Genomic DNA, 19,183 nt, shown 5'->3' with positions numbered 1-19,183 from the left:
AAATCCCTCCGTGTATATTTATCAATAAAAGCCAAGAACACCCCTACCTCTATAGGTTGGGGATGAATCGGCGGTTTAAGAAACCGAACATATGTGCTAATATTTCCCTATAACCCTTTTGAAAGGAGATGTGTGGCATGCTGTCATCGGATCAAGATTTTGGTTCACAAAAACGGGTCCATAAAGCTTATAAGTACCGAATCTATCCGACAAAGGAACAACAGCAACTCATCCATCAGATGTTTGGTTGTTGCCGTTTCGTCTTCAATCATTTCTTGGCATTGTGGAACGATACCTATGCGACAACAGGCAAAGGCTTATCCTACAACACCTGTGCCACACAACTTCCTGCTCTCAAAGGGCAGTTTGATTGGCTTAAAACGGTGGATAGTATCGCCTTGCAATCCGCCGTTCGACACGTGGCAGATAGTTTTGATCGGTTCTTTAAAAAACAGAATCAGGCTCCACGCTTTAAAAGCCGTAAGCATCCCGTGCAAAGCTATACCACGAAACAGACTAACGGCAACATTGCAATTAAAGAAAACAAACTTAAGCTCCCGAAGCTCGGTTGGGTTCGGTTTGCCAACTCCAGAGCCTTAGAGGGACGTATCCTTTCTGCCACCGTGCGACGAAATGCGGCTGGTAAGTATTTTGCATCCATTGTCTGTGAGGTTGACATACATCCCCTGCCGCAGAACAACAAGGCGATTGGCATAGACCTTGGACTCAAGGAGTTTGCGATCTGCTCCGATGGATTACGTGTGGCTAACCCAAAGTGGTTTTGCCACTACGAGAAGAAGTTAGCCTTCTGGCAACGCCGCATGGCTCGTCGCACGACAGGCGGCTCCAATTGGTTTAAAGCCAAGCAGAAGGTTGCCCAAATCCACGAGAAGATTGCGAACGGTCGCCATGATTTTTTGCACCAACTCACCACCAGACTGATCCGTGAAAACCAAACGATCAGCCTAGAAAATCTTCATGTAGCGAATATGCTCAAAAATCATAAGCTGGCGAAATCGATTGCCGATGCGTCCTGGAGCGAGTTCGAACGCCAAATTACATACAAGGCGAGTTGGTACGGACGGACGGTTAAGATGGCTGACACCTTCGCACCCACCAGCCAAACGTGCCATGTGTGCGGCTTCATCAACCAAGAAGTGAAAAACCTTTCGGTACGGCAGTGGACCTGTCCATGTTGTGATTCACTTCATGATCGGGATGAGAATGCTGCACACAACATCAAACAAATGGCTATATAGCAGGTACACTCAACTGTGGGAACCACAGGGGTCGCTTGGGATTCGATTTTCCATGTTGGGAAATCGAATTATGACAACTCTGCTTCATTGGAAGCAACTATCCAAGAATCCTACACCTCTACAGGTGGCGGGAGTGTTCAAAGTTACGGACCTAGAATAGTGTACACTTTTAGAAGCCGGTGTGGTATTTCTCATCACTGGAGGAGCGATGCTTGGTCCCTTCCTTATCCTTTTCCTCCTGTTTCTCCAGATTTAAATCTTCAACCGGAATAGGGTCAACATGCTGCTCACTTTCATCCATGTCGAAGAGGCTTTCTTTCTCCGTAGGATATTGCTCTGGATGATCCCGTTGATCACCCTGGAGTTTTTTATTGTCAGTCATAAAGTTCACCTTCTCCTTCTTACTATTTATCCCTGCTTAATAAACCAATCCAGGCTTTTCTAAACAGCTTTTTTAGCTTAATGGATTAGGACCAAAACTGAATAATGCTGCTAATCTTTTTTGAACGGATATTGCAGTTTCGGGCTTGCGAGGCTCCGCTATTCATCGGAGTAGCAACTCGCCCTGGCTGCAAATTATTTCCTGACATATGATGCATCGGAGGTTTCAGACATCCGCATAAAAGCAGTAACGGAAAATTAAGGTCGATAAACAGGTAACATTGTGTGTGAAATATCACAGACTCCTGCTTCTGATATGTAGTAGATTCCATTTATATCTATTAAAAGGGATATGTTGGAAAATGGCTATTAATAGTATCAATATTACAAAGCAAGCTACAAGTTATGTGCAAAGCATGTACCAGACTGCTAAATCAAGCGTATCAAAAGCAGCTGAAACAGTAAAACAAACTGCAAGTACTGTAGTGAAATCGCAAGCTAAGGGATTTGTTGAAACGGCGAAGATCTGGGGGAATGGTATTAATGATGCAGTCCAAAAGAACTTTGGCCTTCCAGGAGTTCAATCGAATGCAAGCGGAGGATTCATATATGCAGCAGTAGCAAAAGGTGGTGTTCAGGCAGCTCTAAAGGGGGCTGGAACCACGGCTCTAGCAAAAACCGGCTATGATACGGTGGTTAACGTTGCAAAGGGATACTATAATTATATCACTGGTAGCAAATAAAGAATATTGATTAGACAATGTCGAAAGGAGCCTCTTTCGGCATTTTATTTTCATTTGTAATGTTAATCAAAAGTTTGGGGGAATTAATCCAGAATGAAGGTTAATTTTTCAATAGACATACAGGCGATGGCCCAAAGCGTAAGTTTATTTTATATATCAGGAAAAAATGAGTTGCATGTTGTTCCGATGCTATCCGATGGCAATACATATTGGTTAGTTCCACCGTTTCAATTATTTGAGGATGAAGTTAAATATTTTGCATACCTCATAAATGATCATTGCTGGTTTTGTAGATCAGATTTTGGCCTATTTGACTTTAATGGGGTTCCATATAATGATATTAATAAACCTCACTTAAATAAGGATGATCTAGTTGTTGAGAAATCTTTGTTTTGTAAAAAATTTTTAGAACCTGACTTTGAGCCTTACCTAGAAACAAAAGTATTTACAAACATGGATACTTTGTTCGGATTTTGGTGTAGGGTTACAAATGTAAAACAAGATACAATGATATACTTTCAACTGCTTGATCCAAAATTCCATATTCATTTTTTACATTTTGAAATTTTGAAGCAAAGTAACAAAACCAACAACAGTAGAGATTATTACTTTGGTATGCAGGTAAATCCAACACTAACCGAAGGAATTTGGACTTCACGAATAATAGTCAATCATAAAATTATTTCTGAGAATAAAGCCGAGTATAAGATCTATAAAAACTCATATAATCAATCGCCGTTTGTAAACTCAACACTCATTATAGATAAAAAAGCTTGATGAAGGAGCTTGCCCTTTGAATAAAAGACTAAAATCAATACTCCATGGAATTGGTTGCTTATCCATACTGTGGTTTCCTTATTTGTATCTTGTTTATCTTCCAGCAGCTCTTTATTTTGAGAAAAAAAATAAAATTTTTGTGTTTGGTGGAATAACTTTTCAATTATTAATATCAATATTTAGTAACACAGAAGGGAAGTGGCAAATAACTGCTGTTATTGCTATAATGATGTTTTTCGCCTCTGATATCCATGAATACTTCAGTAGGGATAAATCAAAAAAGCCACTTTGAATCCTACAAAAAACTTTAAATAAGCCAACTCCAATTAAGGGTTGGCTTATATTTTAAGATATAAACATCCGTGTAATACGGCAAGGTTAGTTTTCTTCTAAGACCTTGCCGTATTTTTTGTGTTGAGAATTTTTAGAGATAACGGACTGCCCCAAAGGAGTAACACAATATCATTTTAAAATGGCCTGATTTCTCGACAAGCTGAGGCCCTTAGGCCTCTTCATTTAACGGAGTTCCAACATCGCTCAACTTACGGTCCAGCACATCCTCATAGAGACGCTTCAGCCACTTCAGCTCCGTCACGCTATGCTCGTATCTGCCATACATAAGATGAAGAGCGGAGCGGGGGACAATGGCTACATGCTCTTCGTACACTTGGTAAGCCAGGTTAACCAGATGCTCCGTTTCACGAATTCTCACTTCCAGCAGTTTTTCGATTTTGCTTTGATCCACATGCCGGGAGAGAGCAAGCGCCATATAAAGCGGATGGTAGACGGTCTCGTTCTTCTTGAACTGGTGCAGGACAAGCTGCTCGAATAATACATAACCCGTTTCGGTAATCCGGTATATCGTCTTATCAGGACGGTCGGGACTGGAGATGGTCTCTACAGCCTCTATATATCCCTCTATCGCCAATTTATCAACGGCATAATACAGGGAGCCCATTTGCAGCTTGGTAATTCGATCCATGCCCCGCTCTTTCATAACAAGTGTGATCTCGTACGGATGCATATTCCGCTCCTGAAGCAGGCCGAGAATTGCTAATTTCATGGACATCTGTGTTTACCTCAAGGATTCGGAAGTCTGCGGTGACTTCTTCGGTGCAATCTTTAGACGGTCCTTCGGCATTAGTAGCACGAATACCAGACCGAGAACAGTGGGCACCATTGCCCACAAGAAAGTATGGGCGATGGATGACGATAAAGCGCTTGATATCTTTTCCAGTACCGGTGCCGGAATCTTCGCCCGAGCCTCTGGTGTCAGTGCGGCACGCGGATCGCCGAAGGCAGAAGCCTGACTTCCTCCAAAAGCAGTGCTCAGGTTGCTTGTGAAGTTATTGCGCTGAATAATTCCGAATACGGTAATTCCAAGCGTCATACCCAGGGAACGCATGAAGGTGCTTGTGGAAGTAGCTGATCCGCGTTGGCGCATATCAAAGTGATGAACGGAGGACATGCTCAGCACGGAGAAGGAGAAACCGACTCCGAAGCCTGTCAATCCCATATATACGTTGAGGAGCAGTCGGGAAGTCTCCGGTGTCAAAGTACTTAGAGAGAACACACCGGCTACGAAACAGACAGCCGATATTAGCATGATATTGCGGAAGCTCGTCTTCGTCGTTAGCAATCCTCCACATTGACTGCCTAATACGGAACCAATCATCATCGGCATGAGAATCAGACCCGAATTGGTGGCTGAGCCGCCAAATACACCTTGAACAAAGATAGGAATATAAATGGTCGCTACGATAAAAGTAGAGCCGTAGAATAAAGCTACAAGGCAGCTTGTTGCAAACAGACGTTTGCGAAACATGTCAAAGGAAATGATCGGTTCTGCCACGATTCTCTCAATGAATAAGAAAGCAGTAAGCAGAAGGGCGAAGCCTGCAAATAGACCGAGAATCGTAGAAGAGTCCCAGGCATATTGATTTCCTCCGAGCTCCAAGGCGAACATCAGGCAGATCACAGCTCCTACGAGAGTGAACGCACCGCCCCAGTCTATCCGTTGCTTGGAATGAGTTATGGATTCTTTGTAGTACATGGCAATTAGGATAAAGGAGATAACACCCAGCGGCAGGTTGATGTAGAATACCCACTGCCATCCGACGTATTCGGTGATATACGCGCCCAGCAAAGGGCCGAGTACACTGGAAATGCCGAAGACCGCTCCGAACAGCCCGGTTAGCTTCCCTCTCTTTTCCGCTGGGAAAATGTCGAACATAATTGTAAAAGCAATAGGCATTAGTGCGCCGCCGCCGACCCCTTGGATCGCCCGGTAAATACTGAGCTGAGTAATGCTGCTTGCAGTACCGCATAAAGCAGAGCCGATCAGAAATACGATTAAACCAAACATGAAGAAACGCTTGCGTCCGTACATATCAGACAGCTTGCCAAAGATAGGAGTTCCAGCCATGACCATAACCATATAAGCTGAGGTTACCCATACGATTTTGTCCAGCCCGCCCAGATCCGAGACAATGGTGCCCATAGCTGAAGCTACAATGGTATTGTCCATAGCAGACATCAGGATACCGAGCAGCAGCGCGGTGACGACCATTTTAAGATTACTTTCTTTAGAATGCATGCTTTACAGGCTCCTTTTCATTATTGTTCATAGAAACATTGTTTTTGGTAAACCTATACAGGAAACAGAAGCTTATTATAGTCAAATTTGAATAGGGTAGCAATACTTATTTGAATTTTATCCCATTCTTTAGCATTTCCGTCCGCAGGACGATTAACCCTATGCTCAGTTCAACGCTTGACATACCCATGGGGGGTATATTATATTGAACTTGAGGAGGCTGATCTATCATGGCTACACATGAAGAAGAACATGCGGGCCAACCCAACGGTGATGATTGCCATACTTCCAAAGTTCGCAAAAGTCATCATTCAGATGAATTTAAGAACGGGCTAGGAAATCGGCTTAACCGGATTGAAGGCCAGATACGAGGAATCAAAGGTATGATTGAGCGGGATACTTACTGTGACGATGTTCTGAATCAGCTAGCTGCAGTACAGTCTGCGTTGAACAGTGTTGGGAAGGTACTGCTTGAAGGTCATATGAAGAGCTGTATCATTGAACGGATTGAAGCCGGTGAACATGAGGTTATTGATGAACTGTTGGTTACCGTAAATAAATTAATGAAATAAACCCATAAGGAGTGTTGGAGAATGTCGAACGTTATTTTAAAAGTTGAGGGAATGTCTTGCGGTCATTGTGTGAGTTCAGTGGAGAAGGCTGTAAGCAATGCAGGAGCCTCAGCTAAGGTTGATCTGGCCAGTAAGACAGTGGCAATAGAATTTGATGAGAACAAGGTTACTCTAGGTGCTATTAAAGAAGCGATTGAAGATCAAGGTTATGACGTAGTGTCAACTCCCCACCACTTAAACGGTAAAGCGTTATGAAGTGGGGGCTTGAAAAAGCCCTAGTTGTCTAGCCTTAGCTTTAAGCTACGTTGGGCATGTCAATACGGCTTGGTGTAATTCCCTAGCACCTTTTGTCGTTCAGGCGCTGTAACAGTTCTGTTGGGTCGGAACGGTCAACCTGAGGCACGAAGCATGTCCAACATTGGCGAAGGGAAACAAACTCTAAGGAGGGACGAAACATGCGTGTATTCGTCAAAAACAAAAGAGGAGAGGCACTCATGCCCTGCTCGGTAAGAAAAGCTAGGCTTTTACTTAAGCAACAAAAAGCAATAATTGTCGGTTATCAACCGTTTGCGATTCAATTGACTATAGCCACAGGCGAGACTGTTCAAGAACTTCACGTCGGTGTCGATACTGGCGTAAAACACCTCGGCATCGCTGTCATCAGCGAAGATAAAATTTTCGCTCATGGCGAAATTGAATTCCGTCAAGATGTTAGTTCGCTGCTCGAAACTCGCAAAACGTATCGCCGTAGCCGTAGAAATCGAAACACGCGCTACAGACGCTGCAAATACAAATTTAATACCAAACGTGTTTTTGATAAGAAAAAGAAGAAGTGGATAAAACCCTCCATTTCGCTCACGTCCAAACGTCCAGAAGGCTGGTTACCGCCTTCGCTTGAAAACCGCATCCAGCATACCTTTCGGTGGGTGGACACCTTTACGAAGCTGTTACCACATCCAAAGCTTCATCTTGAAGTCGGGAAATTTGATGTGCAGAAAATGATGAATCCTTTGATCCAAGGCAAAGAATATCAAGAAGGAGAAACCTTCAGCTACCACGAGGTTCGCTATTACGTGTTTGCTCGGGACCACTATACGTGCCAAGTCTGCAAAAAGAAAAACAAAATCCTAAACACCCACCATATCATCTACCGTTCGCATAAAGGTAGTGATCGCGCCGATAATCTCATAACGGTGTGTACCGATTGCCATACGCATGAGAATCATCAAGAAGGTGCGATTTTGTGGACGTGGATGATGGCTAAAAAGAAAGTGAAGCAATATAAGGAACCGCCCTTTATGCATGTCTTGCGCAAACGAATCTTTTCCCGTTACCCCGAAGCACGCATTACGTATGGGAGTGAAACGACTCCCCACCGGAAAACATTGGCGCTCGAAAAAAGCCATCAAAATGATGCGATCGCGATCATAGGCATATCTAAAATCAATGAACACCCTTGCTCGCACTTCCGCATCGTACAATTTCGAAAAAAGAAACGTTCACTGCATGAAGCAACGGCTCGAAAAGGTCGAAAAGAGCCCAATTGTTTGCAAAAAAGAAACGCCAAAAACACGAAAGAATCCTTAGGATTCCTTCTGAATGATCAAGTTTGCATCCATGGACAGCGTGGTTTTATTACAGGGTTCACAGGACCATACGTCCAAACAATTGAAGGAAAGTATATTACACTGCCAGGAAAATCGTACAAACAAGTGCCTTTGAGAGAACTGCGCCGAATGGCACATCACAACAACTGGCAGTATACGATCCAAATTGAGACACGCCCTATTCATGCCCCACCTATTAAGGACGGGGAATTACGGGCAATTTGTTAAAAGGGGAAGATACAGGGCATGAAGCTAGAGGGAGCCGAGAGGTACGCCCGCAGGTTAATGCCTTTTCTTTTCAAAAAATACATACCCCCTCGGGGTATAAAGGCAGGTGGAACCCATGAACAATACAACACCAACAGGTAACGGTGAGCAGCAAATGACTGTACAAATTACCGGTATGACTTGCTCTGCGTGTGCGGCACGGATTGAGAAGGGGCTGTCCCGGATGGAGGGAGTGTCCCGTGCGAATGTAAATCTGGCATTGGAGCAAGCGACGATAGGCTTTGACCCCAAGGTGTCAGGGCTGCCTCAAATAGAAGAGAAGATTCGAGCTCTCGGTTATGATACGGTCAGAGAAGCAGTGGACTTTGATATTACGGGTATGACCTGTGCGGCTTGTTCCGCACGGATTGAGAAGGTGCTGGGACGTATGCCGGGCATAGCCCAAGTCAACGTGAACCTGGCGCTGGAAACCGCACATGTGGAGTATACCCCGGGAACTATTGGTACGCGCGATATTATGGAGAAGGTTAGCAGCATCGGTTACAAAGCTACATTGAAAGAGGAACGCAAGGATAGTGCCGATCACCGGGAGTTGGAGATTCTTAACAAACGGCGTAAATGGATCATCTCTGCGATTCTGTCCTTTCCATTGCTGTGGGCGATGGTAGGTCATTTCACGTTCACGTCTTGGATTCCAGTGCCTGAGCTGCTGATGAATCCGTGGTTTCAGCTTATTTTGGCTACACCTGTACAATTCATTATCGGATGGCAATTCTACGTGGGTGCATATAAGGCGCTTCGCAACGGCAGTGCCAACATGGATGTGCTGGTAGCGTTAGGTACTTCGGCAGCTTATTTCTATAGTTTATATTTGACGATTGATTCTCTGAATATGAACGGTATGAATCATACTGTGGAAATGTATTATGAGACCAGTGCCGTGTTGATTACGCTCATTCTAGTGGGTAAATGGTTTGAAGCGTTGGCTAAGGGCCGTTCCTCCAATGCCATCAAAAGCTTAATGGGTCTACAAGCCAAAACTGCGCTCGTAATCAGGGACGGCACTGAGATGAACATTTCAATAGAAGAAGTCATTCCCGGTGACATCGTGATGGTGAAGCCTGGAACTAAGATCCCAGTGGACGGAGAAGTTGTCGAAGGATTCTCTTCTGTTGATGAATCTATGCTGACCGGTGAAAGTATCCCCGTTGAGAAACAGAAGGGTGACTCCGTTATCGGCGCTACGCTGAATACAAACGGTATGCTTAAAGTAAGAGCTACCAAAGTAGGGCGGGATACAGCGCTGGCCCAGATTATCAGAGTGGTAGAGGAGGCTCAAGGATCCAAAGCGCCTATTCAGCGGATTGCAGATGTAATTTCCGGTATTTTTGTACCCATTGTTGTGGGTATTGCAGTTTTAACATTTCTCGTGTGGTATTTGTGGGCAGCACCGGGTCAGTTCGCCGAAGCGCTGGAAAAAGCAATCGCAGTATTGGTTATTGCTTGCCCATGTGCCTTGGGATTGGCTACACCGACTTCAATTATGGCGGGATCGGGACGCGCGGCAGAGCTGGGTATTCTGTTCAAGGGTGGAGAACATCTCGAAGCGGCACAGGGAATTAAGGTTGTTGTATTAGATAAAACGGGAACCGTAACGAACGGTAAACCGGTGTTGACGGATGTGGTGACTACTGCCGCAATTTCTGCTCCGGGGAACCGGGACACCGAGAATCGTCTGCTGTCCATCGTTGCAGCCGCCGAGAAGCTTTCAGAGCATCCTCTTGCCGATGCGATTGTAGCAGGTGCATCGGATAGAGGGTTGGAATTGCCGGACGCCGAGCAATTTGTGAATATACCTGGCCGGGGTATCTCCGCTGTTGTTGCAGGTCAGGCTGTGAATATAGGCACCCGGCGGATGATGGATGAGAAGGGTATAGATATCAGCCTATGGATGGGCTTGATGAAGGAGTTGGAACAGCAGGGAAAGACGGCTATGATTATTGCTGTGAACGGCGTTTGTGAGGGAATAGTTGCCGTTGCTGATACCATTAAGGAAACATCCCGGGCTGCAGTAGCTTCTCTTCATGAAATGGGAATTGAAGTGGTTATGATCACGGGGGACAATCAGACTACAGCACAGGCCATCGCTGAGCAGGCGGGGATTACCAGAGTGCTGGCTGAAGTGCTTCCTGAAGGAAAGGCTGAGGAGATTCGCAGATTGCAACAGGGGGGAGTGAAGGTTGCCATGGTCGGTGACGGTATTAACGATGCCCCTGCATTAGCTACGGCTGATACCGGTATGGCTATCGGCACCGGTACGGATGTGGCTATGGAGGCCGCCGATATTACCCTCATGCGGGGAGATCTGAAGAGCATCCCCGATGCGATCCGAATGAGCCGCAAGACGATGAATAATATTAAGCAAAATTTGTTCTGGGCGCTCGCCTACAATACGATTGGGATACCGATCGCCGCCTTGGGTTTTCTGGCACCTTGGCTTGCAGGTGCAGCCATGGCATTCAGCTCCGTATCTGTTGTGCTGAATGCACTGCGTCTGCAGCGGGTGAAGCTGTAAAGCTGCAGCCTTTCCTTCTGACATTGGTACAGCGTCAAAGGTGGTGTCGTCCAGCCGATTGACGGCGGTATTCACGACACGAACGAGGTGGTTTTCTGGAATATCTTCTTCCAGATTCATTGGCAAGCAAAGTTGGTCCATGGTATATTGAATGTACAAAAGAAACCTCTCCTTTGAAATGGTTGGTCGCACTTCCATTTTCCAAAGAAAGGTTTCTTTTTTTTGATTTTAGAAGGATTGTAGAAACTTTTTCTGCTCAAAGCAGCGGAGAGGACGGATAATTGCGGAAAAGCGGTAGCGGTCGCCCGAAAGTTTTCCGAAGGAAAACTAGCTTCGAAAGCATAAGCTATCTCCGGATTTTTACCGCTAGCAACGGTCCGTTCGTGGAGCGTCCACACCAAGTGCACAAGTCAATCCGACTCAAAAACAGCGGGGCCGTCCCAAATAGCCTATTCATGGCTACTGGGACAGCCCCTTTGGTTCTTAGCGGCTTACCTCTGCCATTATTCCGTTCCCCCAAAACAGCGAAGGCGGCTTAAAGCATTTATTATTATCTAACCTGCAGCCGATCAATTCCCCGCCCTAGTAGCTCGATTCCAGCCATTCAAATGTAAAAATACACTTGATTCCGCGCTAGTAGGTCATGGCTTTTGGAACACCCTCTTTGTTTTATTACTAGGTTTCTGTGGCATTTTTTTGTTTATTAACTTTTTGTGTTAATAATAGGAGATAGGCATTTTGGCAAATAAGCCACGGGGAGCGAATGTATAATGAAACTAAATAACGAAACGCTTCAACTGTTGAAGCGGCATGGTTCTGTTCGCCAATTTCAGGATATACCTGTAAGTGAGGAACAACTGGCTGTCATTATAGAAGCTGCCCAAATGGCTTCCACATCCAGTAATGTTCAGGCCTACAGTGTCATTGCTGTTACTAACCAAGCCTTGAAGGCAGAGCTTGCCGGATTAGCGGGAAATCAAGCCTACATTGAACAATGTCCAGTGTTCCTTGTCTGGTGCGCCGACCTGTACCGTCTTCGAGAGGTTACGAAGCCTCACTTAGAAGGGTGTGCCAGTTACGAGGATTCAACAGAGAACTTGATTGTAGCAACCGTTGATGTGGCATTAGCTGCGCAGAATGCAGCCGTGGCGGCAGAATCGTTGGATCTTGGGATCGTGTATATCGGGGGGATTCGCAACCGTATAACGGAGGTGTCGGAGCTGCTTGGATTGCCCGAATTAGTCTATCCCTTATTCGGTATGTGCTTAGGGCATCCCGCTGGAGCCGTCGGTCAGCGTCCGCGCCTACCGCTGCAGGCGGTACTGCATCGCAACCGATATGATGCGGAAGCGACGGTGGAGCAGGTTAAAGCTTATGATGAAGTGACGAGCAATTATATGCGGGAACGGACGGGTGGCACGAATGCTGCGCCATGGTCAGCTATTATGGCGAAGCGTTTGGCAGAACCCACCAGGTTGCATATGAAGGATTTTTTACGCGGGAAAGGCTTTATGAAGCAATAGATAATGAGTTAATAGTAGATGTGTTGCCGTGTGCAAGAGGTCTCATTACCACTTGATCCGGTGGTAGTGGGCTTTTTTTTGATTTGCGAAAATGAAATTGAATCGAAGTAAATTATTAAGTAAATTATTTTTATGGAAACAGGACTAATTAGAAAAAAAAAAGTTATGTTTACTTAATGCTTATACTTTTTGTGGTTTATACGTAATTTTGCGAATAAAGTGCTGATGAAAGGGCTTGCAATACGTTATTTTGCATGTTACAATTTGTTTGTTAAGTAAATAAATTAACTAAAAGGTGCTGTGTTTGATGGCTACATTAAAAGAAATAGCAATACAAGCCAATGTATCGGCGGCAACTGTTTCCCGTGTATTAAATAATGATGTTACCCTTTCTGTAAGTGAAGGGACGCGCGAGAGAATCTTTCAAATTGCAGAACAAATGCAATATAAACCAAACCGTGTGAAGCGATTGAAGCAAGAAAGCGACTTATCAAGTAAGCAAATAGGCTTGCTTATCTGGATCTCTGCCGATGATGAAAAGGAAGATCCTTATTTTTCGAAAATCCGTGTTAGCGTTGAAAAAAAATGTGATGAGCTTGGAATTCCCATTGGGAGAGTTATTAGAGGAAACGAAGTGGACCCGGCAGCTTGTCAACAAATGGATGGGCTGATCGTCGTGGGTTCTGTTGATACGGAGGATATCCATAGGATTTTTCCTAATCACAAATCTATTGTTTTGGTCAACCATACCCTTGAAGAATTAAGAGGGTATGATTCGGTCAGTATCAACTTTAAGCAGGCAGTAAAGGATGTGGTTGAACACTTTATAGGTCATGGATACTCGGATATCGGCATGATTGGAGGACGGGATTACCTCTACAAGTTGTGGGCTAAACATGAAGGAGATGTTGTGGTTGATAAGCGGCAAGTTTACTTTGAACAACTAATGAAGGAGAAGGGACTGTTCAATGAAGATTACATGTTCCAAGGGGATTGGAGTACAGCGAGCGGCTACGAAGAAATGAAAAAGCTGCTCGGAAGACCAAATCGTCCAAGAGCTTGCTTTGTTGCCAGTGATCCGATGGCCATTGGTGCCCTTCGGGCGTTGAATGAACAACAGGTGAAGGTGCCTGAGGAGATGGCGATCATAGGTTTTGACGATATTGAGGTTTCGGCATTTATGAATCCGCCTTTGACTAGTGTGAAAGTGTTTCCGGAGCAGATTGCCAGAACGGCAGTACAACTTCTTATGGAACGTTTAGAAGGAAGAGAAACAGCCGTTCACGTTACGATCGAAACAGAGCTAGTGGTTCGAGACACCTGCGGAGGACACATAAATATGAATAATTAAATTTGTAGATTTTTTTGGGGGGTGATTTATGGAATGAAGTAAAAAAAGACCTAGTCACGGGAATGACTAGGCCGGTTTGGAAAAACACCAATGTTATTGTATCGGAAATGAAGTTCGTATTCAACTTAAATTTCGGGGGGTCAGTTCAATGAAAAAACCATTATCTCTTGCACTTGCTTTGATTGTAGTAATATCCACGCTAAGCGCATGTGGAGGCAATAAAGAGGCATCTGAAAACAGCAATAAAGAAGAAGCTTCTAACAGTGGCAAAATAGTAAAAGTCGAATTTTTTCAATATAAATCCGAAGCGGTTGCAACTTATGAGACATTGATTGCAAAATTTGAAGCGGCTAATCCTGGCATCGACATTGTTCAGACTAATGTTCCTGAAGCAGCTACGGTTCTAAAAACACGTATAGCGAAGGGTGAGGTGCCGGATATCATATCTGTTGGCGGGGATGCCCAATTTGAAGACCTTGCCACAAACGGGATCCTGGCCGATATGACTAATTATCCTGGTCAGGCTAATGTTATCGAGAACTACAAGAAAACTCTGCAATTGATTACCGGCTCTGAAAAGCTTTTAGGTGTCCCTTTTGCTGCGAATGCAAATGGTATCAACTACAACAAAGATGAGTTCACAGCCCTGGGTTTAACGATCCCAACGACTAAAGGCGAAATGGATAAGGTCTTGGAAACCATTAAAGCAGCAGGCAAAGTCCCATTCCATTTGACCTTCAAAGACGCCTGGACCGTTCTTCCTGCTTGGAATGTATTCGCCGCTGACCTGCAGTCCTCTACATTTTATGCAGATCGTAAAGCGGGTAAAACTACCTTCGCCGCTGACCATAAAGACCTGTTAGCACAATATATTGAGTTTATGCAGAATGGTCAACCTGGAGATCGTTTCGCCGACGGATATAATGATGGGAACGCGAAATTCGCTAAAGGCTCTTCTGTAATGTACCTTCAAGGTGTATGGTCCATTCCAGAAATTCTGAAAGCAAATCCTGATATTAAACTTGGCGTATTTCCTTACCCATTAAGCAATGATAAATCTAAGAACTTTCTTGTGTCTGGTGTAGACGTGTTGTATTCTCTCTCTGCAACATCCGAAGTTACGGAGGAAGCGACAAAATTTATCGACTTCATGATGCAAGAGGATAACGCCCAGCAATATGTGGATGAGCAAAAATCATTCTCAGCCATTAAAAATGTTTTTCAAAATGATGAAGTATATGCAGACCTTAAACCCATCTTTGAAGAAGGTCGTGTAGCAGACTTTCCAGATCATTACATCAACGGTATGGCACTTGACGTAATCATGCAAGAATTTATGCAGAAGAAAAATGTAGATGACGCTTTGAAGAAAATGGATACTGAGTATGATCAAATGGCTAACCGTTAAAACGAAACCTAAATAACATTGCAAAAGGGGATGAAAAGCAGGCTTTCGCTTTTCATTCCTATTTTAATGGGGAGAAGGAGGATGTGTGGTGAAGAGGAAGAATATGGGATCCTATATGTTTATGGTATTGCCCGCCTCTATATTGTTTTTAATCTTTCATACAATACCGGCATTAATGGGGATATTTTATAGCTTTACAGATTGGAACGGACTTCGGCCTACTTACAACATTATTGGCTTCACAAACTATTTTAATGTTTTTAAAGATATGGATATTCTGAATGCCTATTTGTTTACGTTCAAATTCGCTATCGTAACAACAATTATTGTGAATATTATAAGCTTATCTATAGCGCTGGCGCTGAATAGTAATGTTAAATTTAAAAACTTTTTTAAGGGTCTATATTTTATGCCTTATATCTTGAGCATGTTGATTGTTGCTTATATTTTCAACTATTTCTTTGCGAACTTTTGGATTGATATTATGGGTTACTTAGGTATTGAGAAATGGATGGTCAATCCGTTGGGGAATGAGAAGGGTTCGTGGCTAGCTATTGTTTTCGTTACGGTGTGGCAATCTGCAGCTTTTAACACGGTACTCTATCTGGCAGGTTTACAGACAATCCCTGAAGATTTGTACGAAGCCTCTGCTCTGGATGGCGCTAACAAATGGAAAGAATTCTGGGGCATAACATTTCCGATGATCGCTCCATTCTTCACCATAAATATGGTGCTCTCTCTCAAGGGATTTCTACAGGTCTTCGATCAGGTTCTTGCACTGACGGGCGGCGGTCCTTTCGGAGTTACCCGTTCGATCGCACTGTTGATTTACAAGGATGGATTCTCGGGTAATGAATTTGCTTTCCAATCGGCCAATGCTGTGATTTACTTTGTGGTCATTGTAGCGATTTCATTCATCCAGCTTCGTTATCTGCAGAAGAGGGAGATGAATTTATAATGCGCTTAAACCGGACGAATTGGTTATCCACTTGTTTTCTTATTGCCGGATCTATATTTTTGTTATTTCCCCTGTATATGACCTTTATGCTGGCAATAAAAAATAACCAAGAAATTGCAAATGGCGTTCTCGCCTTTCCGAAAGTGTTCAGATGGGAGAATTTCAGCATCGCTGCGGAAAAGATAGATTATTGGCAAAAATTTCGGAATAGTGCCTTAATCACTGTATTAACCGTTACATTTACACTATTCACTAACTCCTTTGTCGCCTATGCGATAAAGAAAAACTTTGATCATAAATTTTTTAAAGGCTTGTATTTTTACTTTGTAAGTGCGATGTTTGTTCCCTTTCCGATTATCATGCTCCCTGTAGTGAAATTAACTTCTAAGTTTGGCTTGGATAATCTGTATGGCCTCATAGTGCTGTATATCGTGTATGGCTTGTCTTTTAATGTCCTCTTATATGTTGGTTACTTAAAAAGCTTGCCCCAAGAGCTTGATGAAGCAGCAAGAGTAGATGGAGCTACGGTATGGCAAACCTTTTGGAAAATTGTATTTCCGCTGCTTGCTCCTATTAACGCTACGGTTGCCATAATTACAACGGTATGGGCATGGAACGACTTTTTGCTGCCTCTTATTATGCTGGACCAAGAATCGCAAGCCACTTTACCACTTGCACAATTTATTTTTCAATCGAAGTTTGGACAGGATACCAACCTTGCCTTTGCTTCCTACTTAATGGCGATGGCCCCTATGCTAATTGTGTATATGCTTGCGCAAAAATGGATTATTAGCGGCGTGACACGCGGAGCAGTGAAATAACAAATAAAGCACGGACAAGATCTGACTATCACACGAACATTAAGGAGATTACATGATGGCTATCTTTTACCATGAACAAGAGGGGTTGTTCCATCTTCAATCTAAGGACATGAGTTATGTGATTCAGCTGGTCCATGGTTATCCTGCTCATGCCTATTGGGGCAAAAGATTAAGCGAGCAAGGGAACCTGACGGGGTTGCTTCAGCACTTAGAGCGTTGTTCCTTCATTCCTAATTCGGTGCCGGGGGACAATAGCATATCCTTGGACACATTGCCCCAGGAATATCCGCAGTATGGAACGGGTGACTTTCGAACTCCGGCTTATCAGGTTGAGCTAAAGGACGGTACCCGAGTGACAGAGCTGAAGTACAGTACACACCGCATTATTCAAGGGAAGCCAGTGCTTGAAGGGCTTCCGGCGGTATATGCAGAAGACCAAGATGAGGTGCAGACGCTTGAACTGGAACTGAGTGATGAGTATTTAGGGCTTACGGTGATTTTGAGCTACTCCGTATTCGAGACATTCAGTGCTGTTGCAAGATCCGTGAAGTTTATCCACAAAGGAAAGGAACCGTTCCGCCTCTTGAAGGCTATAAGTGCGAGTGTGGATTTTCAGGATGCGGATTTTGAATGGCTATGCTTACATGGGTCTTGGGCTAGAGAGCGTCATATGGAAAGAAGACCCTTGGGGCATGGGGGTACATCTGCCGAGAGTAGACGGGGTTCCAGCAGTCACCAAATGAACCCCTTTGTTGCATTGCTCCGGCCGAATGCGGATGAGGATCAGGGCGATGTATTTGGATTCAGCCTTGTGTACAGCGGCAACTTCGAAGCGAAGGCAGAAGTCGATCAGTTCGATACGACACGGGTAACCCTCGGGATCAATGCTTTTGATTTCTCATGGCTCTTGACGCCAGGGGAGAGCTTCCAAACGCCTGAGGCGGTAATGGTTTATTCATCAGAAGGGTTAGGAGGTATGTCCCGTACCTATCATAAGCTATACCGGACCCGCCTGTGCCGAGGTGTTCATCGTGACCTGGAGCGCCCGATCCTGGTCAATAACTGGGAAGCGACCTACTTTAACTTTAACGCGGACAAGATTGAAGCTATCGCTGCAACGGCCACTGAGCTCGGGATTGAGCTCTTTGTATTGGATGATGGCTGGTTTGGCAAGCGTGATGACGATACCAGCTCTTTGGGCGATTGGAATGTAGATCGGAACAAGCTGCCAAGGGGTCTGGAAGATCTAGCAAATAGGGTCAAAAGCCAAGGTCTGCAGTTCGGCCTTTGGTTCGAGCCGGAGATGATTTCTCCCGAAAGCGACCTGTACAGGAAGCACCCGGACTGGTGTCTGCACGCTCCAGAGCGGCGGCGGACGGAGGCCCGGTGGCAGTTGATTTTGGACATGTCGCGGCAGGATGTTAGGGACTATCTGTTTGAACGTTTAAGTGAGGTTCTTACATCAGCTCCTATCACTTACGTGAAGTGGGACATGAATCGGAACATGACAGAGATTGGTTCGGCACTGGCAATTCCGGAACGGCAGTCTGAGACAGCCCATCGGTATATACTTGGACTTTACGAGTTGCTTGAGCGTTTAACGAAAAGGTTCCCCGAAATTTTGTTCGAGAGCTGTTCGGGAGGGGGAGGCCGCTTCGATCCGGGGATGCTGTTTTACATGCCGCAAACCTGGACGAGTGATGATACAGATGCGGTAGAGCGCCTCAAGATCCAATACGGCACGAGCATAGTTTATCCAATTAGCACGATGGGCGCCCATGTGTCGGATGTGCCGAACCATCAGGTAGGGCGGATAACACCTCTTGCTACACGTGGGGAAGTAGCCATGTCAGGGAACTTTGGCTATGAGCTTGATTTGACTGTATTTACCGAGGAAGAGAAGACTATGGTCCGGAAGCAGGTTTCTGTATATAAGGATATCCGATCCCTGGTGCAGAAAGGTGATTTTTATCGCTTAAGAAGTCCATTTGACGGGAAAGGGAATGAAACGGCGTGGATGTTTGTTTCCGAAGACCGTAAAGAAGCATTGGTATTTTATTTCCAAGTGCTTGCAGTGCCGAATGCCTCTATGAAACGGCTAGCTTTAAAGGGCCTGAATTCCCAATGGATCTACCAGGTTGAAGAGTCGGAAAGTCTCTACATGGGAGACCGACTCATGCAGGCAGGCCTCCATTTACCTCAATTTCATCATGATTATGCAAGTAAAATGTGGAAGGTGAAGGCGGTTCATCAGTAAGTGTTCCCCAATTTCGCCTACAATGTTCATAGTTGTCCAGCCAACTGTGGAATGCCTTGCTTAGACAAAAAGCCTCTCTCCAATATCTATTTGGAGGGAGGCTCTTTTGTAATTTTGTATGCTGGAT

The 19,183-nt window shown here is 44.6% G+C and carries 17 protein-coding genes; 14 read left to right on the top strand and 3 right to left on the bottom strand.

Going from position 1 to position 19,183, the window contains the following annotated elements; translation table 11 throughout:
- Nucleotides 1-137: 137 nt before the first annotated feature.
- Complete coding sequence (gene tnpB, locus PWYN_RS09905; protein ID WP_052087873.1) at nucleotides 138-1,259, top strand: IS200/IS605 family element RNA-guided endonuclease TnpB; 1,122 nt, start codon at nucleotides 138-140, stop codon at nucleotides 1,257-1,259.
- A gap of 169 nt (nucleotides 1,260-1,428) precedes the next feature.
- On the opposite strand, the gene PWYN_RS09900 is transcribed toward tnpB, so the two are convergent.
- Nucleotides 1,429-1,641 (bottom strand): hypothetical protein, encoded by a 213-nt coding sequence (locus tag PWYN_RS09900; protein WP_036650878.1) that lies wholly within the window; start codon nucleotides 1,639-1,641, stop codon nucleotides 1,429-1,431.
- A 361-nt stretch (nucleotides 1,642-2,002) separates the two neighbouring features.
- Between PWYN_RS09900 and PWYN_RS09895 the strand changes: the two genes are divergently transcribed.
- The 3 genes from PWYN_RS09895 to PWYN_RS09885 all read left to right on the top strand — a co-directional run bounded on the left by PWYN_RS09895 (nucleotide 2,003) and on the right by PWYN_RS09885 (nucleotide 3,452).
- Nucleotides 2,003-2,383, top strand: a complete 381-nt coding sequence (locus PWYN_RS09895; protein WP_036650875.1) for a hypothetical protein — start codon at nucleotides 2,003-2,005, stop codon at nucleotides 2,381-2,383.
- A gap of 93 nt (nucleotides 2,384-2,476) precedes the next feature.
- Complete coding sequence (locus PWYN_RS09890) at nucleotides 2,477-3,160, top strand: hypothetical protein (RefSeq protein ID WP_036650872.1); 684 nt, start codon at nucleotides 2,477-2,479, stop codon at nucleotides 3,158-3,160.
- Nucleotides 3,161-3,176: 16 nt separating this feature from the next.
- Complete coding sequence (locus PWYN_RS09885) at nucleotides 3,177-3,452, top strand: hypothetical protein (RefSeq protein ID WP_036650870.1); 276 nt, start codon at nucleotides 3,177-3,179, stop codon at nucleotides 3,450-3,452.
- A 210-nt stretch (nucleotides 3,453-3,662) separates the two neighbouring features.
- On the opposite strand, the gene PWYN_RS09880 is transcribed toward PWYN_RS09885, so the two are convergent.
- Together PWYN_RS09880 and PWYN_RS09875 are read right to left on the bottom strand one after the other, a co-directional pair.
- A complete protein-coding gene (locus PWYN_RS09880) occupies nucleotides 3,663-4,229 on the bottom strand; it encodes a PadR family transcriptional regulator (protein WP_036650868.1) in 567 nt (188 codons plus the stop codon).
- A gap of 6 nt (nucleotides 4,230-4,235) precedes the next feature.
- Nucleotides 4,236-5,756: an MDR family MFS transporter gene (locus tag PWYN_RS09875; RefSeq protein ID WP_036650866.1), complete on the bottom strand. Its 1,521-nt coding sequence runs from the start codon at nucleotides 5,754-5,756 to the stop codon at nucleotides 4,236-4,238.
- 230 nt (nucleotides 5,757-5,986) lie between these two features.
- Here PWYN_RS09875 and PWYN_RS09870 point away from each other — a divergent pair, with 230 nt between their 5' ends.
- The 10 genes from PWYN_RS09870 (at nucleotide 5,987) to PWYN_RS09825 (ending at nucleotide 19,056) form a co-directional block, all read left to right on the top strand.
- A complete protein-coding gene (locus PWYN_RS09870) occupies nucleotides 5,987-6,328 on the top strand; it encodes a metal-sensitive transcriptional regulator (RefSeq protein ID WP_036650864.1) in 342 nt (113 codons plus the stop codon).
- A gap of 21 nt (nucleotides 6,329-6,349) precedes the next feature.
- Nucleotides 6,350-6,583: a copper ion binding protein gene (locus tag PWYN_RS09865; protein WP_036650862.1), complete on the top strand. Its 234-nt coding sequence runs from the start codon at nucleotides 6,350-6,352 to the stop codon at nucleotides 6,581-6,583.
- 200 nt (nucleotides 6,584-6,783) lie between these two features.
- Nucleotides 6,784-8,163 carry an RNA-guided endonuclease IscB gene (iscB, locus tag PWYN_RS09860; RefSeq protein WP_052087872.1) on the top strand — a complete coding sequence of 460 codons (1,380 nt, stop codon included), beginning with the start codon at nucleotides 6,784-6,786 and terminating at the stop codon, nucleotides 8,161-8,163.
- Nucleotides 8,164-8,278: 115 nt separating this feature from the next.
- Nucleotides 8,279-10,738, top strand: a complete 2,460-nt coding sequence (locus PWYN_RS09855; protein WP_036650860.1) for a heavy metal translocating P-type ATPase — start codon at nucleotides 8,279-8,281, stop codon at nucleotides 10,736-10,738.
- A gap of 770 nt (nucleotides 10,739-11,508) precedes the next feature.
- A complete protein-coding gene (nfsA, locus tag PWYN_RS09850; protein WP_036650857.1) occupies nucleotides 11,509-12,261 on the top strand; it encodes an oxygen-insensitive NADPH nitroreductase in 753 nt (250 codons plus the stop codon).
- 307 nt (nucleotides 12,262-12,568) lie between these two features.
- The gene (locus tag PWYN_RS09845) at nucleotides 12,569-13,612 is read left to right on the top strand and encodes a LacI family DNA-binding transcriptional regulator (RefSeq protein WP_036650854.1); all 1,044 of its coding nucleotides are present in this window, start codon (nucleotides 12,569-12,571) and stop codon (nucleotides 13,610-13,612) included.
- 148 nt (nucleotides 13,613-13,760) lie between these two features.
- On the top strand, nucleotides 13,761-15,020 hold the full coding sequence (locus PWYN_RS09840; protein ID WP_036650851.1) for an ABC transporter substrate-binding protein: 1,260 nt from the start codon (nucleotides 13,761-13,763) through the stop codon (nucleotides 15,018-15,020).
- Between the two features lie 103 nt (nucleotides 15,021-15,123).
- The gene (locus PWYN_RS09835; protein ID WP_036653639.1) at nucleotides 15,124-15,978 is read left to right on the top strand and encodes a carbohydrate ABC transporter permease; all 855 of its coding nucleotides are present in this window, start codon (nucleotides 15,124-15,126) and stop codon (nucleotides 15,976-15,978) included.
- On the top strand, nucleotides 15,978-16,799 hold the full coding sequence (locus tag PWYN_RS09830) for a carbohydrate ABC transporter permease (protein WP_036650848.1): 822 nt from the start codon (nucleotides 15,978-15,980) through the stop codon (nucleotides 16,797-16,799). Before PWYN_RS09835 ends, PWYN_RS09830 begins: the two co-directional genes overlap by 1 nt.
- A gap of 55 nt (nucleotides 16,800-16,854) precedes the next feature.
- Nucleotides 16,855-19,056, top strand: a complete 2,202-nt coding sequence (locus PWYN_RS09825; protein WP_036650844.1) for an alpha-galactosidase — start codon at nucleotides 16,855-16,857, stop codon at nucleotides 19,054-19,056.
- The last annotated feature ends 127 nt before the right edge of the window (nucleotides 19,057-19,183 follow it).

The sequence above is a fragment of the Paenibacillus wynnii genome (assembly GCF_000757885.1).
In the GTDB taxonomy this organism is placed as follows: Bacteria; Bacillota; Bacilli; order Paenibacillales; family Paenibacillaceae; genus Paenibacillus_AQ; species Paenibacillus_AQ wynnii.
Note: the sequence above shows the minus strand (reverse complement) of the source record. Positions and strands in the feature narration are given on the sequence as shown.